Raw genomic sequence first — 17,814 nt, 5'->3', positions numbered from 1 at the left:
CTCACCCTGGTTCCCGCCAGCCCCCGCTGTTCCTGCCCGCGGCCTTGCCCGCCCTCGCCCTGACCGGAGACGACCTGTGACCGAGCGCACCCTTCCCGAGACCCGCCCGGCCCGCGCCGCAGAGAGCGCCGAGAGCCTCGAGCCGCGCAGCCGCCTCGTCATCAGCCTTCTGCTGGTGTCGGCGTTCGTCGTGATCCTCAACGAGACGATCATGAGCGTGGCGTTGCCCGATCTCATGCGCGACTTCGGGGTCGAGGCGCACGTCGGCCAGTGGCTCTCGACGGCGTTCATGCTGACGATGGCGGTGGTGATCCCGATCACGGGCTACCTGATCCAACGCCTGCACACCCGCACGCTCTTCGCCGCCGCGATGACGCTCTTCAGCGTGGGAACCCTCACGGCGGCGCTCGCACCCACCTTCCCCGTGCTCCTCGCCGCGCGCGTCGTGCAGGCGGGCGGCACCGCGATCATGATGCCGCTGCTCATGACGACGGTGATGACCCTCGTTCCCCCGGCCATCCGCGGGCGGATGATGGGCAACATCTCGATCGTCATCTCGGTGGCCCCGGCAGTCGGCCCGACGATCTCGGGCGTGATCCTCGACGTGCTCGGCTGGCGCTGGATGTTCTGGATCGTGCTGCCCATCGCCCTCGCCGCGCTCGCCCTCGGCCTTCGACGGGTCGAGAACGTGACCGAGCCGCGGTCGATCCCGATCGACTCCCTCTCGGTCGTCCTCTCGGTGTTCGGCTTCGGCGGCCTCGTCTACGGTCTCAGCAGCCTCGGCGAGGGCGGCGCGGCAGTCGTGGCGCCGTGGGTGCCGTTCGTCGTCGCGGCGCTCGGTCTCGGCGGCTTCATCACGCGCCAGCTCGTGCTGCAGCGAACCGATCGCGCCCTGCTCGATCTGCGCACCTTCGCCTCAGCCAACTTCACCGTCGTCATCGTGATGATGGCGGTCAGCATGGCCGCGCTCTTCGGCACGCTCATCCTCCTGCCGCTGTACACGCAGACCGTGCTCGGGCTCACGCCGTTGCAGACGGGCCTGCTACTCCTCCCCGGAGGCCTGCTGATGGGTCTGCTCGCGCCGTTCGTCGGCCGCGCCTACGACCGCTTCGGTCCGCGAGTGTTGCTCGTGCCGGGCTCGGTCGTCGTCGCCGCGGCACTGTGGGGACTCACGACGCTCGACGGGTCCTCCTCCTCGTGGTTCGTGCTCGCGCTGCACGTGGTGCTGAGCCTGGGCCTCGCGTTCATGTTCACCCCGCTGTTCACCGCGGGGCTCGGCTCGGTCCGCCCCGCTCTCTACTCGCATGGCAGCGCCGTGATCGGCACGGTGCAGCAGCTCGGAGGCGCCGCCGGCACGGCCCTGTTCGTCACGGTCCTCTCCCTCCGCTCGGCATCGCTCGCGGGCGAGGGCGCCGACCAGATCACCGCGGCGGCCGGAGGCATCCACGCGGCGTTCCTCTGCGGTGCGGTCATCGCGACGGCCGCCATCGTCGCGGGCTTCTTCGTCCGGCGGCCCGCGGAATCCGATGCGCCCGTGCCCGCAGGGCACTGAGCGCTCGGCACCCGCTGTTCACCTCCGCGTCACCGCAGCGCCCTACGGTGTCGCCCCGGTCGCGGCACTCCCCCTCGCGCGATCGGGACGGAGACGAGACGTGACGGCGACGGCCCCCGGCAAGAGCACGCATCCGCAGGACGTCCTCGATGCGGGCGCGCTCGCGACGCCTCCTCGGACCCTCATCGACGTCCTCCGCGCGAGCGCCGCGCAGCATCCCGACGCCTCCGCACTCGAGGATCCGGCCGGCGCCCTCAGCTATCGGGAGCTCCTCGCACGCGTCGTCGGCGCCGCGGGCGAGCTCACCGCGGCGGGAGTCTCTCGCGGCGACCGGGTGGGCGTGCGGATGGCGAGCGGCTCGCGCGAGCTCTACATCGCGATCCTCGCCATCCTCGCCGCCGGCGCCGCCTACGTGCCCGTCGACGCCGACGATCCCGAGGAGCGCGCGCAGCTGGTGTTCGGGGAGGCGGCCGTGCGGGGAGTGATCACCGGGTCCGGCCGCTTCGAGCGCAGTGACGGCGACGCCGCTCCCGCCCGTCTCTTCTCGGGCTCGGCGCCGCACCCCAGTACCGCGTCGATCCCGCTCGTGCAGCCGCCGTCGCTCGAGGACGACGCCTGGATCATCTTCACCTCCGGCTCGACCGGCACCCCGAAGGGCGTCGCCGTCAGCCACCGCTCGGCGGCCGCGTTCGTCGACGCGGAAGCGCGACTGTTCCTCCAGGACGAGCCGCTCGGGCCGGGCGACCGCGTGCTCGCCGGGCTCTCGGTCGCGTTTGACGCCTCCTGCGAGGAGATGTGGCTCGCGTGGCGGCACGGCGCCTGCCTCGTGCCGGCCCCCCGCTCGCTCGTGCGTAGCGGCATGGACCTCGGGCCGTGGCTGATCACGCACGGCATCACCGTCGTCTCGACGGTGCCCACGCTCGCTGCGCTCTGGCCCGCGGAGTCGCTCGAGAACGTGCGCCTGCTCATCTTCGGCGGCGAGGCGTGCCCGCCCGAGCTCGGTGAACGACTCGCGGTCGAGGGCCGCGAGGTGTGGAACACCTACGGCCCCACCGAGGCCACCGTCGTCGCGTGCGCCGCTCCCCTCGGCGGACCGCCTCCCGTCCGTATCGGGCTGCCGCTCGACGGTTGGCGTCTCGCCGTGGTCGACGCCGAGGGGCAGCGCGTCGCAGAGGGCGAGGTGGGCGAGCTGGTGATCGGCGGCGTCGGACTCGCGCGGTATCTCGACGCGGCGAAGGACGCCGAGAAGTACGCGCCGGCTCCGCAGCTGGGCTGGGAGCGGGCCTACCGCTCGGGCGACCTGGTGCGCTTCGAGAGTGCCGGCCTGGTGTTCCAGGGCCGTGCCGACGACCAGGTGAAGCTCGGCGGCCGGCGGATCGAGCTCGGCGAGGTCGAGGCAGCCCTCCAGGGGCTCCCGGGAGTCTCTGGGGCCGCCGCCGCCGTGCGCACCACGGGCGCCGGCAACCAGGTCCTCGTCGGCTATCTCGCGCTCGCCGACGGTCGCGAGCTCGACCGCGACGCCGCTCTGGCGCGCCTGCGCGAGGAGCTGCCGGCCGCGCTCGTCCCCCTGCTCGCCGTCGTCGACGAGCTGCCCACCCGCACCTCCGGCAAGGTCGACCGGGCCGCGCTGCCCTGGCCTCTGGCCGAGACGGCAGCGGAGGATCCGACGCTCGACCCCGAGACCGCGTGGCTGGCCGGGCTCTGGCGCGAGGTTCTCGGCGTCCCTGTCGACGAGCGCGCCAACTTCTTCGACCTCGGTGGAGGCTCGCTCGCCGCGGCGCAGCTCGTCGCCCGCATCCGTGAGCGCGACCCCGAGTTCACGGTCGCCGACGTTTACGCGCACCCGCGGCTCGCCTCCCTCTCGGCCGAGATCGCGAGCCGGGCGACGAGCACCGTGGAGGCGTCCGGGCACGTGATCCCGCCCGTCCCACGCCGCATGCAGGTGCTGCAGACGCTCCTCGGCGCCCCCCTGCTCGTGCTCGGCAGCGCTCGCTGGCTCACGGCCCTCCTCACTGTGACGGCCCTCCTCGACCTCCTGCCCGGCTTCGACTGGCTGCCGACCGCGCCACTGCTCGCGCTCATACCCGCCTTCGCCCTGTTCTGCACGCCGTTCGGGAGGATGGGCTTCACCGTTCTCGCCGCGCGCTCGTTGCTCCGGGGTGTGCGCGCGGGCGACCATCCCCGCGGCGGCGGGGTGCACCTGCGGCTCTGGCTCGCCGAGCAGATCGCGTTCCAGCTCGGAGCGGTCAGCCTGGCCGGTGCACCGTGGGTCGCCTACTACGCCCGCGCTCTCGGCGCTCGCATCGCCGACGACGTCGACCTGCACTCGCTCCCTCCGCTCACCGGCATGCTCACGCTCGGGCGCGGCGCGGCGATCGAGCCCGAGGTCGACCTCTCCGGCTACTGGATCGACGGAGACATCGTGCGGGTCGGCGCCGTCCGCGTCGGGGCCGGCAGCACGGTCGGCGCACGGAGCACGCTGTTGCCCGGCACGCGCATCGGCAAGAACGCCCAGATCGAGCCGGGCTCCGCGGTGTTCGGCCGAGTCCCCGCGGGGCAGCGCTGGGGAGGCTCACCCGCACAGCGCCTCGGCAAGGCGAGTTTCGGGTTCCCGTCCGAGCGTCCTCCCCGGCGCACGGCATGGGTGTGGGCATACGGCCTCTCGGCGGTGGGGCTGGCCGCCGTGCCCGTACTCGCCTTCGGCGCGGGGACGGGAGTCGTCGCCATCGCGACGCAAGGCTCGGTCGACCTCGGCGAGGCCGTCCCACGCGCGTTCGCGGCTCTCGTGCCGGCCGTGGCCGTCACGGGGATCGTGCTCGCGGCGATGGTCGTCGCGCTGGTACGCCTCCTCGGGCTCGGCGTCGAACCCGGCACCCACCCGGTGCGGGGGCGGATCGGCTGGCAGGTCTGGTCGACCGAGCGTCTGCTCGATCAGGCGCGCACTCTGCTCTTCCCCCTCTACTCCGGCCTGTTCACTCCCGTCTGGCTGCGGATGCTCGGCGCGCGCGTCGGACGCGATGTCGAAGCCTCAACGGTGCTGCTGCTCCCGGCGATGACCACGATCCGCGACGGAGCGTTCCTCGCCGACGACACCCTCGTCGCCTCCTACGCCCTCGGCGGCGGCTGGATGCGGCTCGCCCGCGCGGAGATCGGCGAGCGCGCGTTCCTCGGCAATTCGGGCATGGCAGCGCCGGGCCATACCGTGCCGAGCGGCGGCCTCGTGGCGGTGCTCTCCTCGGCCCCGCGCACGTCGAAGCCGGGGTCGTCGTGGCTCGGGTCGCCGCCCGTCCGCCTGCGGCGGACCGTGATCGAGTCGGAGGCGTCGCTCACTTTCCGCCCACCCACCCGCCTGCGCGCCGCCCGCATCGCCTGGGAGCTCGGTCGCTTCGTGCCTGTCGTGGTCTCGGTCGCACTCGGCCTGGGCGTCGCGGTGAGCCTGCTCGCGCTCGAGGAGACGTTCGGCGCCCTCGTCGCCGTGCTTCTGGGTGGGGTCGTCCTCCTCGTGGCCGGGGCCGTCGCGGCGGCGGCCTCCACGGCGGCGAAGTGGATCCTAATCCAGCGGGTGCGGCCCAGCGAGCAGCCGCTGTGGTCGTCGTTCGTGTGGCGTAGCGAGCTCGCCGACACCTTCACCGAGATGGTCGCGGCCCCCTGGTTCGCGCATGCGGCCGCCGGCACTCCCGCACTCGTGTGGTGGCTGCGCAGTCTCGGCGCACGGATCGGCCGAGGCGTGTGGTGCGAGAGCTATTGGCTCCCCGAGGCCGATCTGGTGGTCCTGGGCGACGGAGCGGCGGTCAATCGCGGGTGCGTCGTGCAGACCCACCTGTTCCATGATCGAATCATGAGCATGGACCTCGTGAGCCTCGATGCGGGAGCGACCCTCGGGCCGCACAGCGTCATCCTTCCCGCCGCGCGCATCGCGCAGCACGGCACCGTCGGACCCGCCTCCCTCGTGATGCGCGGCGAGCTCGTGCCCGCCGGCAGCCGGTGGAGCGGCAACCCGATCGGACCGTGGCGCGACGTGCGGATCGCCGACTACCACGCCCCCGTCGCGTGAGCCCGACGCAGACGGGACTCGAGACCGCGGGCGACCCCTACCTCCCCGAGATCGGCAACACCGGCTATCGGGTCGAGTCGTACGACCTCGACCTCGACTACCGCGTGGCGACCAATCGCCTCGCGGCGCACGCGAGCCTCCGCATCACCGCTCTGCAACCGCTGCGGCGGTTCTCGCTCGACCTGTCGCGGCTGCGCGTCTCACGGGTGAAAGTGGAGGGGCGTCGGGCGCGGGTCGAGCAGACCGCCCACAAGCTGCGGGTCACCCCGGCCGAGCCGCTCGCTGCCGGCTCCTCGGTCGTCGTCGAGATCGAGTACGGCGGGCATCCCGCCCCCCGCGCGAGCCACTGGGGTGAGCTGGGCTGGGAGGAGCTTGCCGACGGCGTTCTCGTCGCCTCGCAACCGTCGGGAGCATCGACCTGGTTCCCCTGCAACGACGATGTCGCCGACAAGGCGCCGTTCCGCTTCCGCATCACCGCGGAGGAGGGCTATAGCGTCCTCGCGAACGGCGTGCTGATCGAGTCGGCGGCGCGATCGGGTCGTCGCACCTGGGTGTACGAGCAGAGCGAGCCGACGTCGACGTACCTCGCCTCGGTGCAGATCGGCCGCTATGCCCTCGAGCACCGGCAGCTCTCGGGAGTCTCGGTCACCCTCGCGCGACCGGCCGAGCTCGCCGCGCGGGTCGCCCGCGACTTCGCCCCGCTCGCCTCGATGATCGCGCTGTTCGTGCGCCTCTTCGGCCCGTACCCCTTCGAGCAGTACAGCGTCGTCGTCACCTCCGACACGCTCGAGATTCCGCTCGAGGCACAGGGCATGGCCGTGTTCGGCGCCAATCACGCCGACGGCGCCGGCGGTTCGGAGCGGCTCATCGCGCACGAGCTCGCGCACCAGTGGTTCGGCAACAGCGTGGGCATCGCCCACTGGCGACACATCTGGCTCAATGAGGGCTTCGCCTGCTACGCCGAGTGGCTGTGGTCGGAGGAGTCGGGCCGGGCCTCCGCAGACGCGTGCGCCCGCCGCCACTACGCGCTTCTGCGTCGGCAGCCGCAAGACCTCGTCGTCGGCGATCCTGGCCCCGTCGCCCTGTTCGACGACCGCGTCTACAAGCGCGGGGCGCTCACCCTGCACGCGCTGCGGCTCAGCATGGGCGACGAGCCGTTCTTCGGGCTGCTGCGCACGTGGACAGCGCGCCACGCCTTCGCCGCCGTGACCGACGAAGAGTTCCGCGAGCTCTGCACGGAGCTCGCGGGCGACCGGGTCGACGAGCTGCTCGACGCGTGGCTGCTCGATGAGGAGCTGCCTCCGCTACCGCCCGCTCGCTGAGGCGCCGCTCACCGAGAGCACGGAGTCGGTCAACGCGTCGCCGTGCTCACGCCGCCAGCCGATGATGGGCCCAGCGGCCGTTCCCTCGAGGGGACCGAGAGCCACGCTGACGCGGAAGGCGGGGTCGAGGTGCGGCTCGGCAAGCCGGAAGCGCATGCCGTCGATCCGAGCCTCGGCCGCGAGGCGCGACTCGTGCACGTGGACGCGTCGCGGGTCGACGTCGAGCCCGCGACCGTCGGCTTTGAGCGCTGCCTCCACCCGGGTCCAGTGCAGGATCGGGTCAGCCAGACGCGTCCCCCCGGTCGAGAAGGGGGCGCCCGCGATCCGGGTAATGTCGTCGCCGCGTCCGGGCGGCCCGTCGACGGGCTCGATGTCGATGCCGACGGCTCCGGCGCTACTGACCGCGGCGACCACGGCGCCTGCGCAGTGGGCGATGCTCACCGAGAGCTCTCCGAGGGCATCGTCGCCTTCCAGGTGCGGGCGCCCGTGCGCTCCGCCGCACCGCGGGCAGGTGGCGACGACCCGGATCTCGCGGGCCGGCCGACCGGTCAGCTCGCCGGCCAGCATCCTCAGCAGCACGCGGCCGAAGACGAAGCGCTCGGCCGTGGCGGCGGAGGCGGTAGCCGCGAACCGCGTGCGCTCGAGCGGCGTGAGCAGCGGCAGGAGTCGCACGGCGTCGAGGGTCTGCTCCTCGAGCGCCAGCCAGCGCAAGTGCACTCCCGGCAGATCGCGGTCCATGCTGCTCTCCCTCGTTCTGTCCGTGTCGGCCTGCCGCGTCAGTGTGGCGTGTGCTCGCCGCGCTCGTAGACCTCGGCGGCCGACCCGACGATCAACGGGTCGGCCCCTGTCGTCCCGACCACCTCGTCGTCCCGGCCGTCGTAGGCGTACAGGCTCAGCACGTGACGCATGGCCTCGAGCCGGGCGCGCTTCTTGTCGTTGCTCTTCACGATGGTCCACGGCGCGTCATCGGTGTCGGTCGCCGCGAGCATCGCCTCCTTCGCCGCCGTGTAGTCGTCCCATTTGTCGAGCGAGGCGAGGTCCATCGGCGAGAGCTTCCACTGGCGAACCGGATCGATCATGCGGATCGTGAAGCGGGTCCGCTGTTCCTCGGCCGACACCGAGAACCACAGTTTCACGAGGTCGATGCCGTCGCCGACGAGCATCCGCTCGAACAGCGGCGTCTGTCGGATGAACTCGTCGTATTGCTCCGGGGTGCAGAACCCCATCACCTGCTCGACCCCGGCGCGGTTGTACCACGAGCGGTCAAAGAGCACGATCTCACCCGCCGCGGGCAGGTGTGAGACGTAGCGCTGGAAGTACCACTGCCCCGCCTCCCGCTCGGTCGGCTTCTCAAGGGCGACGACGCGCGCCCCGCGCGGGTTGAGGTGCTCGGTGAAGCGCTTGATCGTGCCGCCTTTGCCCGCGGCGTCGCGTCCCTCGAAGACGACGACCAAGCGTCGACCGTGCTTCTTGATCCAGTTCTGCAGCTTGAGCAGCTCGATCTGGAGGAGGCGCTTGCCCGCCTCGTACTCGTCGCGCGACATGCGCTCGTCGTACGGGTAGCCCTCGCGCCACGTGTCGATCACGCTGCCGTCGGGTCGCAGCAGCACGGGGTCGTCGTCATCCTCGTCGACGACGACCAGATCTCGGGCGTCGTCGGGCGTGAGGGTGCGCAGCAGCTCAGAGGTGGGGACGGAGTCGGGAGTGGCGGGCACGCGGTGACGCTAGTGCGGCGAGGCGACGCGGTGGTGAACGACGGATGGCCGGAGGGCTCGCATCAGCCAAACACGACAACTCCGCCCTCGACCGCGACACCATCGAGGCGACCCGGCGATGCCCGAACCCGTCGCCGAGACGCCGAGGTGCCTCCTCGCCCCGCAGCTCGACGACGGGCGAAGCCTCGCCGAGGGCGATCCGATCGCGGCCGGATCGCACCGTCCGCGCGCCTCGAGCCTCCAGGCTGTCGGTGAGCGAGCGTCTCGGCCCTCTCGAGGCTCCGACGACGGGCGCCATCGAGTCGAGTCAGGTGGCGAGCGGAGGCGCCACGCTGGCGCGTATCGGCACTTCCGCAGCCGGGCGCTTGCGCCCTAGCGTGGTGGCCATGCCGCGCCCGACGAGCTGTGCCGTGCTCCGCCGCCTGGTGGACCTCCTCGAGGATCCCGCTCCCATCAACATCGGCCTCGCCAGGCACGTCCGGGGGCTGCTCCAGGAGGCGCTCGCGCTCGCTCCCGACGCGGCCACGTCGGGCGGCAGTGCGGTGCGCGCACCCTTCGCCGGCGCGGCGGCGGGCGAGCGTCAGGCCGCCGTCGCCCCCGAGGACACGGCGAGCACCGACCCGGCGCTCTAAGCCGCGCACCGCCCGGTCAGCGTGCATGCTCGCTGCCGCCGCTCACTCCTCGTCAGGGTCCCAGCCCGGGTCCTCTGCGCCCGGGTCCTCTTCGCCGGGGTCCTCTTCGCCGGGGTCCTCTTCGCCGGGGTCCTCTTCGCCGCCATCGCCCGAATCCTGGCTCGGATCACCCTCGCTGCCGAGACCCCGGATCACCTCACCCTGCCCGACGATCGCTCGCGGCCCGCACAGCCTCTGTCTCGCGGCACTGGCACCCTGTGATGACGGCGACGGAGGCATCGTGCTTGGCGCGGTACCTACACGTTGAAGCGGAACGTTGGCCCTGGTGTTGACCTGTCCTGTCAACAGCTGAGATCCGCGTCATTACGCGGATCCAGTTGTTGGCTGATGTTGCCGGGAATCGCCCCGTTGCGGACTTCTTGCGGACTGGCTGCGGACTGAGCGGCTATGCGCGCGTCTGACGCTTCCTGTTCTATCCGCAGCGCCGCGCGCGCGAGGATGCCGGCCGCTCGCTTGATGCACTCCTCTCGCGTCGGCATCACGCTCGGCTCCGTCTCTCGGGTCGGCGTCGTGCTGACTTCTCCGCCTCCTGATGCTGGCAGGGGCGTCCTTCGATCCAGCTAACGAGGCAGTCACGCCGAATGCGCCAAGGCGCTCTCCTCGAGGGTTGAGCGCCGTGCAGGCTGCCGTCCCGGAGGGCGCCTCTGATCGTCTCCGGGTGTCGGAGAGCGATCGGGGCCGCGTCGTTGACCGTGAGATGGAGCGGGATAGAAACTGGCGAGGGCGGAGGCGGTTGAAGATCTTGCACGCGCGCCACCACGCCCGCGACGATCGCAGGCACGGTGCGCTGGATTTCCTCGCGCACGACTTTCCGGATGATGTCTTCAATGCTCGAGCTCACGGGCACACCGTAGCTAGGAAGGTCGTTCGGGCCGCCACGCGCGAGGGCAGGTTCTGCGCTTCCTCTTCGATGCGCTCGCCGCCGGTCGAGACCTCGTTCTGTCAGCTCGTCGGTTCGTCAGGCTCGGTTTCCTGTACGACGCCGTCCTGCTCCGAGAATTCAGCCTCGGGAGCCTGCTTCGGCAACTGGGTGAGGCAACCAACCGTGGCAAGGACGTGTCGCAAGTGCGTGCGTGCGATGTCGTAAAGAGTCTCGATCGCTGCGTCGTCAGCAAGCACCTCGCTGAGCGGGATGCCGTCTGGCACCTCTCCGAGCGGCAAGAGAAAGGCCCCGATACTCACATCTCCCCAGCCGTCCTCATCGGCAGCGTGCAGGGACGCGACCACGGGATAGAAGCTACCCAGCTCCGAGGGGCGGGACTTGGGCTCGTAGGTCACGTTGTACTGCAGGTGCGGCTCGCTGCCGCCAATCGATGCGCGCACTTGGATTACGTCGACGTTGTCGACAGCGAAGCGACGATCCATCAGCCAACCAGCTCGCGTTCGGCGTCGCTCTCGCGAGCCCACTCGGGACGGCCATCAAGACCATTGGTGAGGTAGACGCCGGGGAGGAACGGCGTCGAACGGTCATGAGAGTCGAAGGCGAAACCCACAAACGTGAACCGGTCGCGGTGATCGACCGTCGTCGACGGCACAGCGACGGGCTGGTCGACGTCCATGCGCACATCATGGCTGACGACGGCGCCGATGGCGGTGGCGTACATGCGGATGGTGGAGAGGCGCGGATCCGAGTCGTAGTGCTCGATCTTCGAGACGGCCTGCTGGGAGACGCCGAGCGCCTCGGCGACGTCGCGCTGCCGCAGGCCTCGTCGCTTGCGGACCTTTACGAGGTCGAAGATCAGGCGGTAGTCGCCGTCTGCCATCTCTCTGGCGCTGCGGTACCCGGCGGAGCGTCGGACGTCGGCAAAAAGCTCGCTGAGGCTAGGCATGTATGGATGATAGGGGCACAACCATGGGGTTGTGTACGGGTTGTCTCACCCCCTGTCAGTGGTCCATGCTGACTCGTGGCCGTCGCGGTAGCGGCGAACAGCGCGAGCGATTTCGGCCGGCTGGTTGCTTATTCGGCGCTGGCCTCCACGGCGCAGCAGCGTCGTGTCTCCCTTGATGTGCATGTGCAGCGCGACCAGCAGGTCGCCGTCCTCGGGTGGTTCGCCGTGGTACTGCCTCACCACTTTCGTCAGCAGCGTCCACCGCAGCTCGTAGAGATCCGGGTCGGCACGGATGGCGGCGAGCTGGTCGACTGCGTCGTCTCCGGAGATGACGATGTCGCCGGCTGCCGCGAGCGCCCTGAGCGCGTCGATCTTGACGACGAGGTCGCGCCGAACGGAGGGGTGCAGCTGAGACAACCAGGACGCGAAGGCGGCGACCGATGGCGCGCCGTCGTCGACGTAGTCGAGCCATGTCATCGGCTCGGCCCGCGGCGTCGTGCATCGCGACTCCAACGGCGAGCGCCACTGATTCCCCATCCGCGCATGCTAGCGAGCACTTCCGACACAGCGCGCGTTCTAGCCGCGAGCTCGAACTGACGATTACGCTGCCGAGCCGCCTCAGTCTGACCGCGGCTCGCGTGCGTCCGCCTCCCCAAGGCGCTCGACCAACCAGTCCGGCACCTCAAGCCCGCCCGCTCGCATCTGGTCGGCCACGGCGTGGCACCAGTCGTCGAGGATGTCGTCGAGCTCCCAGGCGAGGTCGACGACAGCGAAAAGATCTTCGCGGTGCACGAAGATGCTCATATCGACTAGACAGCGCGCGTAGCGCTCTGGCGGACTCATCTCGTCCCACCCGCCCCGCGCGAGGAGTGCAAGGTCAGAGACCGGCGCGGGCGTGGGGATGTGCGAGGTTTGCACCCCTGATCCACCCGCGGCCGGCGCTGCGGGGGGCGGCGTGGGAGGCGTCGCTGTCGTCGGTCCGAGCTGGCGCCGCTGCGCGTGCTCGAACGGCCTGTTTCGGACGCCTGCGTCGTGGTCGCGCTGCGCGCGTTGGCAGGCTGCGTCGACAGGCGATCCGTCCTGCAGGTGCCTGCGGTAGGCGGCGTAGGTGCCGCAGGGCTTGCGTCGTCGAGACATCGGTGACTGATCCGTTCAATTGGAGTGATTTCGCGTGAATCAATTCGCGTGAGGGCCGGATTCGCGTGGAGAGAGAAGCGCCAGGACCGGCGCGGGAGGTGGGCAGCACCCCGATCGCCTGGATCTTCTGGCGATCGGGGTGCTGCGTCAGGACGGCGGGAACGAGGGGTAGACGACGTCGAGCGGGTCGGCCGGCTCCTGAGGCAGCCCGGGCGCCGGCAGCGCACCGATTCCGCGCGCGTCGAGCTTGGCCCGGACCTCGTCGGGGCTGTTGAGTCGCAGCCCTCCCCCGGCGAGCGCGAGCCAGTCGAGGTGACCGACCGTCTTTCCTTCGACGTAGTAGCCGCGGTCTAGTGACCAGTTGTCGCCGGCCGCGAAGCACACCGAGTAGTTGGTCGGTTCGCTGCGCGGCGTGCGCGGGAACGAGGCCGCGCGCACTTCCGCCTTGTTGGGGCTGACATCGAACAGGGTCGACATGGCGATGCGCAGCGACACGATCGGCGCGAGCGCGCCCCACGCCTTCGGGACGGCACGCCAGGCGGCGCTTGCCCGCTCGTCGGCGAGGTCGATCACCTCATCGGAGGTGGTGTCGTAGGTGAAGCCGTAGACCGTCGCGGCCTCCACCAAGTGCGCGGCGTGCTCATCGAAACGCGGGCGCAGCGTGGCGATGATCTCCTCGAGGTCCGGCAGAGCAGCCGCTCGCACCTCGCCGGCCAGCTGCTTGGTCACGTGATCGATACCGGGCTGCATGCCTCGCAGGGAGGCGCGGCCATCGCGGTCGTGCTCGCGGATCGACAGCTGCGTCACGCGATCCTTGACCTCGTCCTCCGTCAGGCTGAGCAGCGGGCCGGTGTCGGCCCGCTCGTGGGCGTTGATGGCCGCGACGAGCGCCAGGCCGCGTTCGACAGCGGCCGGCGCCTCAACCCCCGCGGAGCGGCAGCTCAGGGCGAAGCGGTGCAGGTCGGTCCAATTCATGCTGCCGCTCCGTTCACCGAGCGGATCGCGCCGATATCGAGCAGGTGAGCCACATGCGACGGCAGCGCGTCCAGGGGCACGGGCACGCCGCGGTACACGTACTTCTGCCCGCCATCGGCGAGCGCCACCACGACGCAGGGCGCGACGACCTCGAACCGGGCGCGGCCGAGGATGTAGCCGTTCGGGCCGCTCATCGGCCGAACGCAAGTGCGTAGAGCTCGTCATCGGCCGACTGGCCGGACGGCTGCGAGCGGGCGGTCTGCGCGTCGCTGCCGCCGAAGGCGAGCGCGTAGAGCGCATCCTCCTCCGACGCCGGACGCGACGCGCCGCGCTTTGCGGCCGCCTTGTCGACGGCGTCGAGCACCTCGGCGTTCGTGGCCGTCTCCGGCAGTCCGAGCCGGTCTGTGAAGTCCTTGCGCGTCACCGGCGCCGCGGCCGCGCGCGGCGCCGGGTGGAGGCGGGTGGAGATGAATGCCTGGTTGATGCGCTCCGACGCGCGCGGGCCGGCCGCAGCGTGGTGCATCGAGTGGAGTGAGCGAGTCACTGGGAGCTCCAAGAGGGATCAAGGTCCCGCGGCGGCCCCTGGCCTCTTCCGCGCTGCCCCCTGGGCTCCGTGACCGATTCGGCGGCCCCTGGCTCACACCTGATCGATCGAGAACCACTCTATGGCACGAGTCCCCGCCGGCGACGAGGCATCTCCGGCCGGCGCGGCGTAGTGCGGCTTCGCGTCGATCAGCTGGTCGATGCGCGACGACACGAGGCGCCAGTCGATCCGGCCCAGTTCGTCCGTTACCGTGTCGAGCCCGATGCTGTGGTCGAAGTCGGACGGGTCGCGGAGCCTCCCCCGCAGCCATAGGCCGAGCAGCATCCGGTTCGCGGTGCGCAGAGCGTCAGCCGTCGCCTCATGGCGCCGCTGCTCCGCCCGGAACGATCGCCGCCACCGCGCCGCCTCCTCGGAGAGAGACACCTCACCGTGACCTGCCCTCATGCCTCCCCCTTCCCGAGGATCCGATACTCACGTCGCCCACGAGTGCCGAGCCCCCGGCGAGCGATTACACCCTTGGCGATCAGCTCTCGGACGCCACCCTCGATCGCGAACGATGACAGGCCGAGCGCCTTCGCGATCGCCGGGACGCTCGACACCGCCCGCCCGTACTCCGCCACGTGCCCGAGGTACACCAGCACGAATCGCGCAGTCGGCGTCAGCAGCGGATCCGCGCCCAGCGCCAGCGACCACGCCCGCCGCTCATCCGCCGCGCTCATCGGGCCACCAGAGGGTACGAACTGCTGCGCACCCCTGACGGTGGGCTAAGCGGTACTGAGGGTGTCGGCAGTACCGACACCCCGCGCGCCCGAAAGGCGTACCGCGCGGCCGACGACGACGGGTCACGGTCACGCACCCCGGCGAGCGCCGTCACTTGGCGATCAGGTCGAGCAGGTCGCGGTACTTCCGCACGAGGTGATCGGTTACGGCGCTCGAGCTGTCCAGCTCGCGCTGCATGTCGTCGAACCGCAGCAGATCGGCCTCGTACTCGCTCTCCGACCACTCGTGCCCGCACACCTCGCAGTGAATGCGCATCGGCGCACCTTCCTGCGTCGGCGGACAGACGGCAATCGCCTGCCGATTCGGTCCCCGCCAGCACGAGACGATCCCCTCCGCGGTGTCCGGCATGACGCCGCCTCGATGAAACGCGATCGTCTCCTCGACCGTCAGCTCGCGATTCCCGATCCGCTGATGGGGCATCCGCGAGTACCGAGCTCCCCAGGTCTGCGGCCAGCGCGCAGCGATCGACCGGAAGTGCGCGACCTCGTCGATCATGAAATCGAGGACGTCGACGAACTCGTCGGCGCTCGCCGAGACGAAGATCGCGTCGAGGTAGTGGCCGAGCCACTGCGCCTGCAGCTGCGTCTCGTGCTCCGCCGACCACGACGACACCCCAGCAGGGAAGCCCTTCACCCGGCCGGTCGCGTTCCGCCACGCGAACAGGGCCGCCGGCGGACGGCGCAATCGCAGATGCGCGGCGAAGAGGCCCGAGAACTGCACCAGCGTCTCGTACATCAGGTTCAGATCGTCGAACGCCTGCACGTTCAGGGGCAGCGGCGCCTCCTTCCGCGCCGCGCGCACGCCCGAGCCCCCCGGGTCCCCCGACTTCATGCCCACCATCGTCGCCACGTGCGCAGCCACCTGAGCCACCGTCCGCAGCGCGTCGCGCGTCCGCAGGAAGCACCGATCGCAGAACGCCCCATGACGGGCGCCCAGCAGCTCCGGCTCCTCGTCCGACTCCGTCCCCCGGCGCACGCACCCGCGATAACAGGTCGCCCCGCCCGTCACGCGGCGACGACCGACGCCGCATCGACCGCGTGAGCATCCCGCCAGCAGCGATCACACGGCAGGAAGTACCCGGGATGACGCTCGCACTCGATGGCGGCGTAGCAGCCGACGAAAGGGGCGGCCGCGGGCTTGACGGCAGGGGGCGCGGCGGCCCCAGCGGCGAGCGCCGCGCAGTCGTAGCAGCGGGGTGGGAACGCCTCCCCGACGTGGCGCTCGCAGCGCTCTCCGGTGTCGATGTGGTTCGGCATGGTCGGTCCTCCGATCGGGTGGCGCTGGGCTGTTGATGGTCGACCCTTGTCAGTCGGGCTGGTGGAGTCGGGCGGCTCTCTCGTCGGAGAGCGTGCGGTGGTACATCCGGGCATCCCCGCAGGCCTGGCACTTCACGCCCTTGCCCGCTCCCCTCGGCTGGTGCTCGTCGCAGAACGGGGACGGCAGGTTCTCGAGGTCGCTGTCGGGGAGCGTGTTCGGACTGGCTCCCCCGGTTCCCTCCCCCTGTTCCCCCCCTCCCCCTATAGCCATGCGTCCCGCATGAAAGGTTCTGCCCAGCGCATGAGCAGGTGCCTCCCAGGGTTGCGGGGGCGGGTCGGGCAGCTCCGACCGGTTCGGGTGCGTGATCGTCGACAGCTTCGCCAGCGCCAAGTACGGCCGGCCCGCCACCTCGAACAGGCACAGATACCCGATCTCGGCCAGGCGCAGCAGATGTGTCTCCACGTCGCTCTCCGATGTCGACTCGTCCTCGAGGTACAGCTCCGCCCAGATCTTCCGCGGGGACGCCGCCAGGCGCCCCTGATCGTCCGCCATCCAGTGCAACGCCATCGCCGTGAACCGCATCGCCGCGGGAAGCTCCCGCAGGTACTCGTCCTCGAACACCAGCGCCGGCTGCAGAGTCCTCTGCCGCACGAAGCGCCCTCCCGAATCCCTCGAAAATCCAATCCATGGCCTCGCGCGCCTTGCCGCGCGGGACCGAGAAGCACTCCGTGAAGCCGCGCGCCCGCGGCAGCAACCGCAGCGCCAGCTCGTCCCGATCCGACGAGAACGCACGCGCGAAGTGCTCCCGCAGCTCGCGCAGCGCGAACGTCTCGAACTCCGGCGGGGTCTTGTCGTACATCAGCAGCAGACGGCCGCCGTTCTCCGGCTCGAGCAGGTCGAGGTAGCGCGCCCACCGCTTCGCGCGGCCGATCTTGAGCACCCCGAACTCCGGCCAGTAGACGACGTAGGTGGTGACCAGACTCACGCTCCGAGCTCCTCGGAGGCGGCACCCTCGGCGAGGCGGCGCGCGATGGCGGCGGTCAGCAAGTGCGCATCGACCCGCAGAAGAGGGACGGCGCCGCTCTCGATGAGGCGCAGGGTCCGCTTGCTGTAGCCGGCCTCGCGCGCCAGCGCCTTCCGGCTCATCCCGGCCATCCGGCGCAGCATCACGATATGCCCGACCGGCGTCAGGGCTCCGCGAGGGCCTCCGGCGACCAGCCGCGAACCAGACGCCACCTCCAAGCAGGACGCAGCACGGTCCAGATCGGCCGCCACTCGTCGCGCCTCTTCCGGCGACTCCGTCGTCCCCTCTATCGAGTGCGTACCGTTCGACAGGACGTGAATCGCCGGCGGCTCCGACGCCCACTCACCGGTGTCTCGGTCGACCGACTCGAACTGGGAGACCGTCGCCAGCCGCTCGCGACCCTCCGGATCGTCGTAGACCCACGTAACGATGAACTCCCGGTCCGACAGACCCGTCTCCACCGTTCCCGAATGCGCCCACCACGGCGAGGGGATGTCGACCAGCGCCGACCGATCACCCTCCGACCAGGCCGCCTCGATGATCGCCAGCCGGCTGTCCCGCCCGTCGTGGCGCTCGGACGAGGGGGGTGCGGACACGGCGAGCGCCGCAGTAGTGTTGCTCTCAGTCATTGAGACTCCTTCTGGTTCTTCCATGGTTCTGGTGGAGGTCTTGCCCTCGGTTGCTGTTGGCGCAGCGCCGGGGGCTTTCTTCTTACTCACGAGGCGTCCTCGAACGCCTTCGTGATGAAGTCGTCCACGTCGGCGCGCCGGAACATGCGTCGACCCCCGATCACCGCTGAGCGCGGGGCCGTCTTCGTCTGGATCATCCAGCGGAGCTGCGCCTCGGACTTCCGCAGCATCTCCGCCGTCTCGGGCAGAGTCAGCAGGATGGACACCACCGCGAGCTTTTCTGTTGCTGTCACGGGATCGCCTC

General features: G+C 70.7%; 20 protein-coding genes. 4 read left to right on the top strand and 16 right to left on the bottom strand.

All coding sequences use genetic code 11. From position 1 onward, the window contains the following. The first annotated feature begins 76 nt into the window (after positions 1–76). The 3 genes from ITJ45_RS13125 (at position 77) to ITJ45_RS13115 (ending at position 6,928) form a co-directional block, all read left to right on the top strand. The gene (locus ITJ45_RS13125; protein WP_194610638.1) at positions 77–1,552 is read left to right on the top strand and encodes a DHA2 family efflux MFS transporter permease subunit; all 1,476 of its coding nucleotides are present in this window, start codon (positions 77–79) and stop codon (positions 1,550–1,552) included. A gap of 100 nt (positions 1,553–1,652) precedes the next feature. Further along, the gene (locus ITJ45_RS13120; RefSeq protein ID WP_416365302.1) at positions 1,653–5,606 is read left to right on the top strand and encodes a Pls/PosA family non-ribosomal peptide synthetase; all 3,954 of its coding nucleotides are present in this window, start codon (positions 1,653–1,655) and stop codon (positions 5,604–5,606) included. Beyond that, the gene (locus ITJ45_RS13115) at positions 5,603–6,928 is read left to right on the top strand and encodes a M1 family metallopeptidase (RefSeq protein ID WP_323743036.1); all 1,326 of its coding nucleotides are present in this window, start codon (positions 5,603–5,605) and stop codon (positions 6,926–6,928) included. Before ITJ45_RS13120 ends, ITJ45_RS13115 begins: the two co-directional genes overlap by 4 nt. On the opposite strand, the gene ITJ45_RS13110 is transcribed toward ITJ45_RS13115, so the two are convergent. Both ITJ45_RS13110 and ppk2 read right to left on the bottom strand, forming a co-directional pair. After that, complete coding sequence (locus ITJ45_RS13110) at positions 6,911–7,666, bottom strand: 4'-phosphopantetheinyl transferase family protein (RefSeq protein ID WP_194610645.1); 756 nt, start codon at positions 7,664–7,666, stop codon at positions 6,911–6,913. The genes ITJ45_RS13115 and ITJ45_RS13110 overlap by 18 nt on opposite strands. Positions 7,667–7,704: 38 nt before the next feature. Beyond that, positions 7,705–8,607, bottom strand: coding sequence for a polyphosphate kinase 2 (gene ppk2 / locus ITJ45_RS13105; protein WP_416365304.1), 903 nt, complete (start codon positions 8,605–8,607; stop codon positions 7,705–7,707). A 422-nt stretch (positions 8,608–9,029) separates the two neighbouring features. Between ppk2 and ITJ45_RS13100 the strand changes: the two genes are divergently transcribed. Further along, positions 9,030–9,275, top strand: a complete 246-nt coding sequence (locus ITJ45_RS13100; RefSeq protein ID WP_194610647.1) for a hypothetical protein — start codon at positions 9,030–9,032, stop codon at positions 9,273–9,275. Between the two features lie 1,002 nt (positions 9,276–10,277). Here the strand turns inward: ITJ45_RS13100 and ITJ45_RS13090 are convergent. The 14 genes from ITJ45_RS13090 to ITJ45_RS13025 form a co-directional block, all read right to left on the bottom strand. Beyond that, entirely contained in the window at positions 10,278–10,700 is a 423-nt protein-coding gene (locus ITJ45_RS13090; protein WP_194610649.1) for a hypothetical protein, read from the bottom strand. Beyond that, positions 10,700–11,164 carry a helix-turn-helix domain-containing protein gene (locus tag ITJ45_RS13085; protein WP_228493942.1) on the bottom strand — a complete coding sequence of 155 codons (465 nt, stop codon included), beginning with the start codon at positions 11,162–11,164 and terminating at the stop codon, positions 10,700–10,702. The genes ITJ45_RS13090 and ITJ45_RS13085 overlap by 1 nt, the downstream gene beginning before the upstream one ends. Before the next feature lie 45 nt (positions 11,165–11,209). Then, complete coding sequence (locus ITJ45_RS13080; protein WP_194610651.1) at positions 11,210–11,701, bottom strand: hypothetical protein; 492 nt, start codon at positions 11,699–11,701, stop codon at positions 11,210–11,212. Between the two features lie 81 nt (positions 11,702–11,782). Next, positions 11,783–11,968 carry a hypothetical protein gene (locus ITJ45_RS13075; protein WP_194610653.1) on the bottom strand — a complete coding sequence of 62 codons (186 nt, stop codon included), beginning with the start codon at positions 11,966–11,968 and terminating at the stop codon, positions 11,783–11,785. A 480-nt stretch (positions 11,969–12,448) separates the two neighbouring features. After that, positions 12,449–13,276: a hypothetical protein gene (locus ITJ45_RS13070; protein ID WP_194610655.1), complete on the bottom strand. Its 828-nt coding sequence runs from the start codon at positions 13,274–13,276 to the stop codon at positions 12,449–12,451. Further along, the gene (locus ITJ45_RS13065) at positions 13,273–13,470 is read right to left on the bottom strand and encodes a hypothetical protein (protein ID WP_194610657.1); all 198 of its coding nucleotides are present in this window, start codon (positions 13,468–13,470) and stop codon (positions 13,273–13,275) included. The genes ITJ45_RS13070 and ITJ45_RS13065 overlap by 4 nt, the downstream gene beginning before the upstream one ends. Continuing rightward, positions 13,467–13,820, bottom strand: coding sequence for a hypothetical protein (locus ITJ45_RS13060; RefSeq protein WP_194610659.1), 354 nt, complete (start codon positions 13,818–13,820; stop codon positions 13,467–13,469). The genes ITJ45_RS13065 and ITJ45_RS13060 overlap by 4 nt, the downstream gene beginning before the upstream one ends. A gap of 93 nt (positions 13,821–13,913) precedes the next feature. Continuing rightward, positions 13,914–14,264 (bottom strand): hypothetical protein, encoded by a 351-nt coding sequence (locus ITJ45_RS13055; protein ID WP_194610661.1) that lies wholly within the window; start codon positions 14,262–14,264, stop codon positions 13,914–13,916. Then, the gene (locus ITJ45_RS13050; RefSeq protein ID WP_194610663.1) at positions 14,261–14,539 is read right to left on the bottom strand and encodes a hypothetical protein; all 279 of its coding nucleotides are present in this window, start codon (positions 14,537–14,539) and stop codon (positions 14,261–14,263) included. Before ITJ45_RS13050 ends, ITJ45_RS13055 begins: the two co-directional genes overlap by 4 nt. 151 nt (positions 14,540–14,690) lie before the next feature. Continuing rightward, positions 14,691–15,575 (bottom strand): hypothetical protein, encoded by an 885-nt coding sequence (locus tag ITJ45_RS13045; RefSeq protein ID WP_194610664.1) that lies wholly within the window; start codon positions 15,573–15,575, stop codon positions 14,691–14,693. Positions 15,576–15,604: 29 nt separating this feature from the next. Continuing rightward, entirely contained in the window at positions 15,605–15,856 is a 252-nt protein-coding gene (locus ITJ45_RS13040) for a hypothetical protein (protein ID WP_194610665.1), read from the bottom strand. A gap of 49 nt (positions 15,857–15,905) precedes the next feature. Next, positions 15,906–16,508: a hypothetical protein gene (locus ITJ45_RS13035; protein ID WP_194610666.1), complete on the bottom strand. Its 603-nt coding sequence runs from the start codon at positions 16,506–16,508 to the stop codon at positions 15,906–15,908. A gap of 330 nt (positions 16,509–16,838) precedes the next feature. Further along, positions 16,839–17,510 (bottom strand): helix-turn-helix domain-containing protein, encoded by a 672-nt coding sequence (locus tag ITJ45_RS13030; RefSeq protein WP_194610667.1) that lies wholly within the window; start codon positions 17,508–17,510, stop codon positions 16,839–16,841. An 86-nt stretch (positions 17,511–17,596) separates the two neighbouring features. Then, entirely contained in the window at positions 17,597–17,803 is a 207-nt protein-coding gene (locus tag ITJ45_RS13025; RefSeq protein WP_323743037.1) for a helix-turn-helix domain-containing protein, read from the bottom strand. Positions 17,804–17,814 lie beyond the last annotated feature (11 nt).

It is taken from the genome of Rathayibacter sp. VKM Ac-2879 (genome assembly GCF_015351245.1).
Taxonomy (GTDB): Bacteria; Actinomycetota; Actinomycetes; order Actinomycetales; family Microbacteriaceae; genus Rathayibacter.
The sequence above is the reverse complement of the archived record's forward strand: the minus strand, read 5'-3'. Positions and strand labels throughout refer to the sequence as shown.

What these genes read in the sequence shown, in the direction of transcription:
- ITJ45_RS13090 (WP_194610649.1), bottom strand. Translation starts at nt 10,700, where the DNA reads ATGGATCGTCGCTTCGCTGTCGACAACGTCGACGTAATCCAAGTGCGC.
- ITJ45_RS13080 (WP_194610651.1), bottom strand. Translation starts at nt 11,701, where the DNA reads ATGGGGAATCAGTGGCGCTCGCCGTTGGAGTCGCGATGCACGACGCCG.
- ITJ45_RS13040 (WP_194610665.1), bottom strand. Translation starts at nt 15,856, where the DNA reads ATGCCGAACCACATCGACACCGGAGAGCGCTGCGAGCGCCACGTCGGG.
- ITJ45_RS13100 (WP_194610647.1), top strand. Translation starts at nt 9,030, where the DNA reads ATGCCGCGCCCGACGAGCTGTGCCGTGCTCCGCCGCCTGGTGGACCTC.
- ITJ45_RS13085 (WP_228493942.1), bottom strand. Translation starts at nt 11,164, where the DNA reads ATGCCTAGCCTCAGCGAGCTTTTTGCCGACGTCCGACGCTCCGCCGGG.
- ITJ45_RS13030 (WP_194610667.1), bottom strand. Translation starts at nt 17,510, where the DNA reads ATGACTGAGAGCAACACTACTGCGGCGCTCGCCGTGTCCGCACCCCCC.
- ITJ45_RS13075 (WP_194610653.1), bottom strand. Translation starts at nt 11,968, where the DNA reads ATGAGCATCTTCGTGCACCGCGAAGATCTTTTCGCTGTCGTCGACCTC.
- ITJ45_RS13055 (WP_194610661.1), bottom strand. Translation starts at nt 14,264, where the DNA reads ATGAGGGCAGGTCACGGTGAGGTGTCTCTCTCCGAGGAGGCGGCGCGG.
- ITJ45_RS13110 (WP_194610645.1), bottom strand. Translation starts at nt 7,666, where the DNA reads ATGGACCGCGATCTGCCGGGAGTGCACTTGCGCTGGCTGGCGCTCGAG.
- ITJ45_RS13065 (WP_194610657.1), bottom strand. Translation starts at nt 13,470, where the DNA reads ATGAGCGGCCCGAACGGCTACATCCTCGGCCGCGCCCGGTTCGAGGTC.
- ITJ45_RS13050 (WP_194610663.1), bottom strand. Translation starts at nt 14,539, where the DNA reads ATGAGCGCGGCGGATGAGCGGCGGGCGTGGTCGCTGGCGCTGGGCGCG.
- ITJ45_RS13070 (WP_194610655.1), bottom strand. Translation starts at nt 13,276, where the DNA reads ATGAATTGGACCGACCTGCACCGCTTCGCCCTGAGCTGCCGCTCCGCG.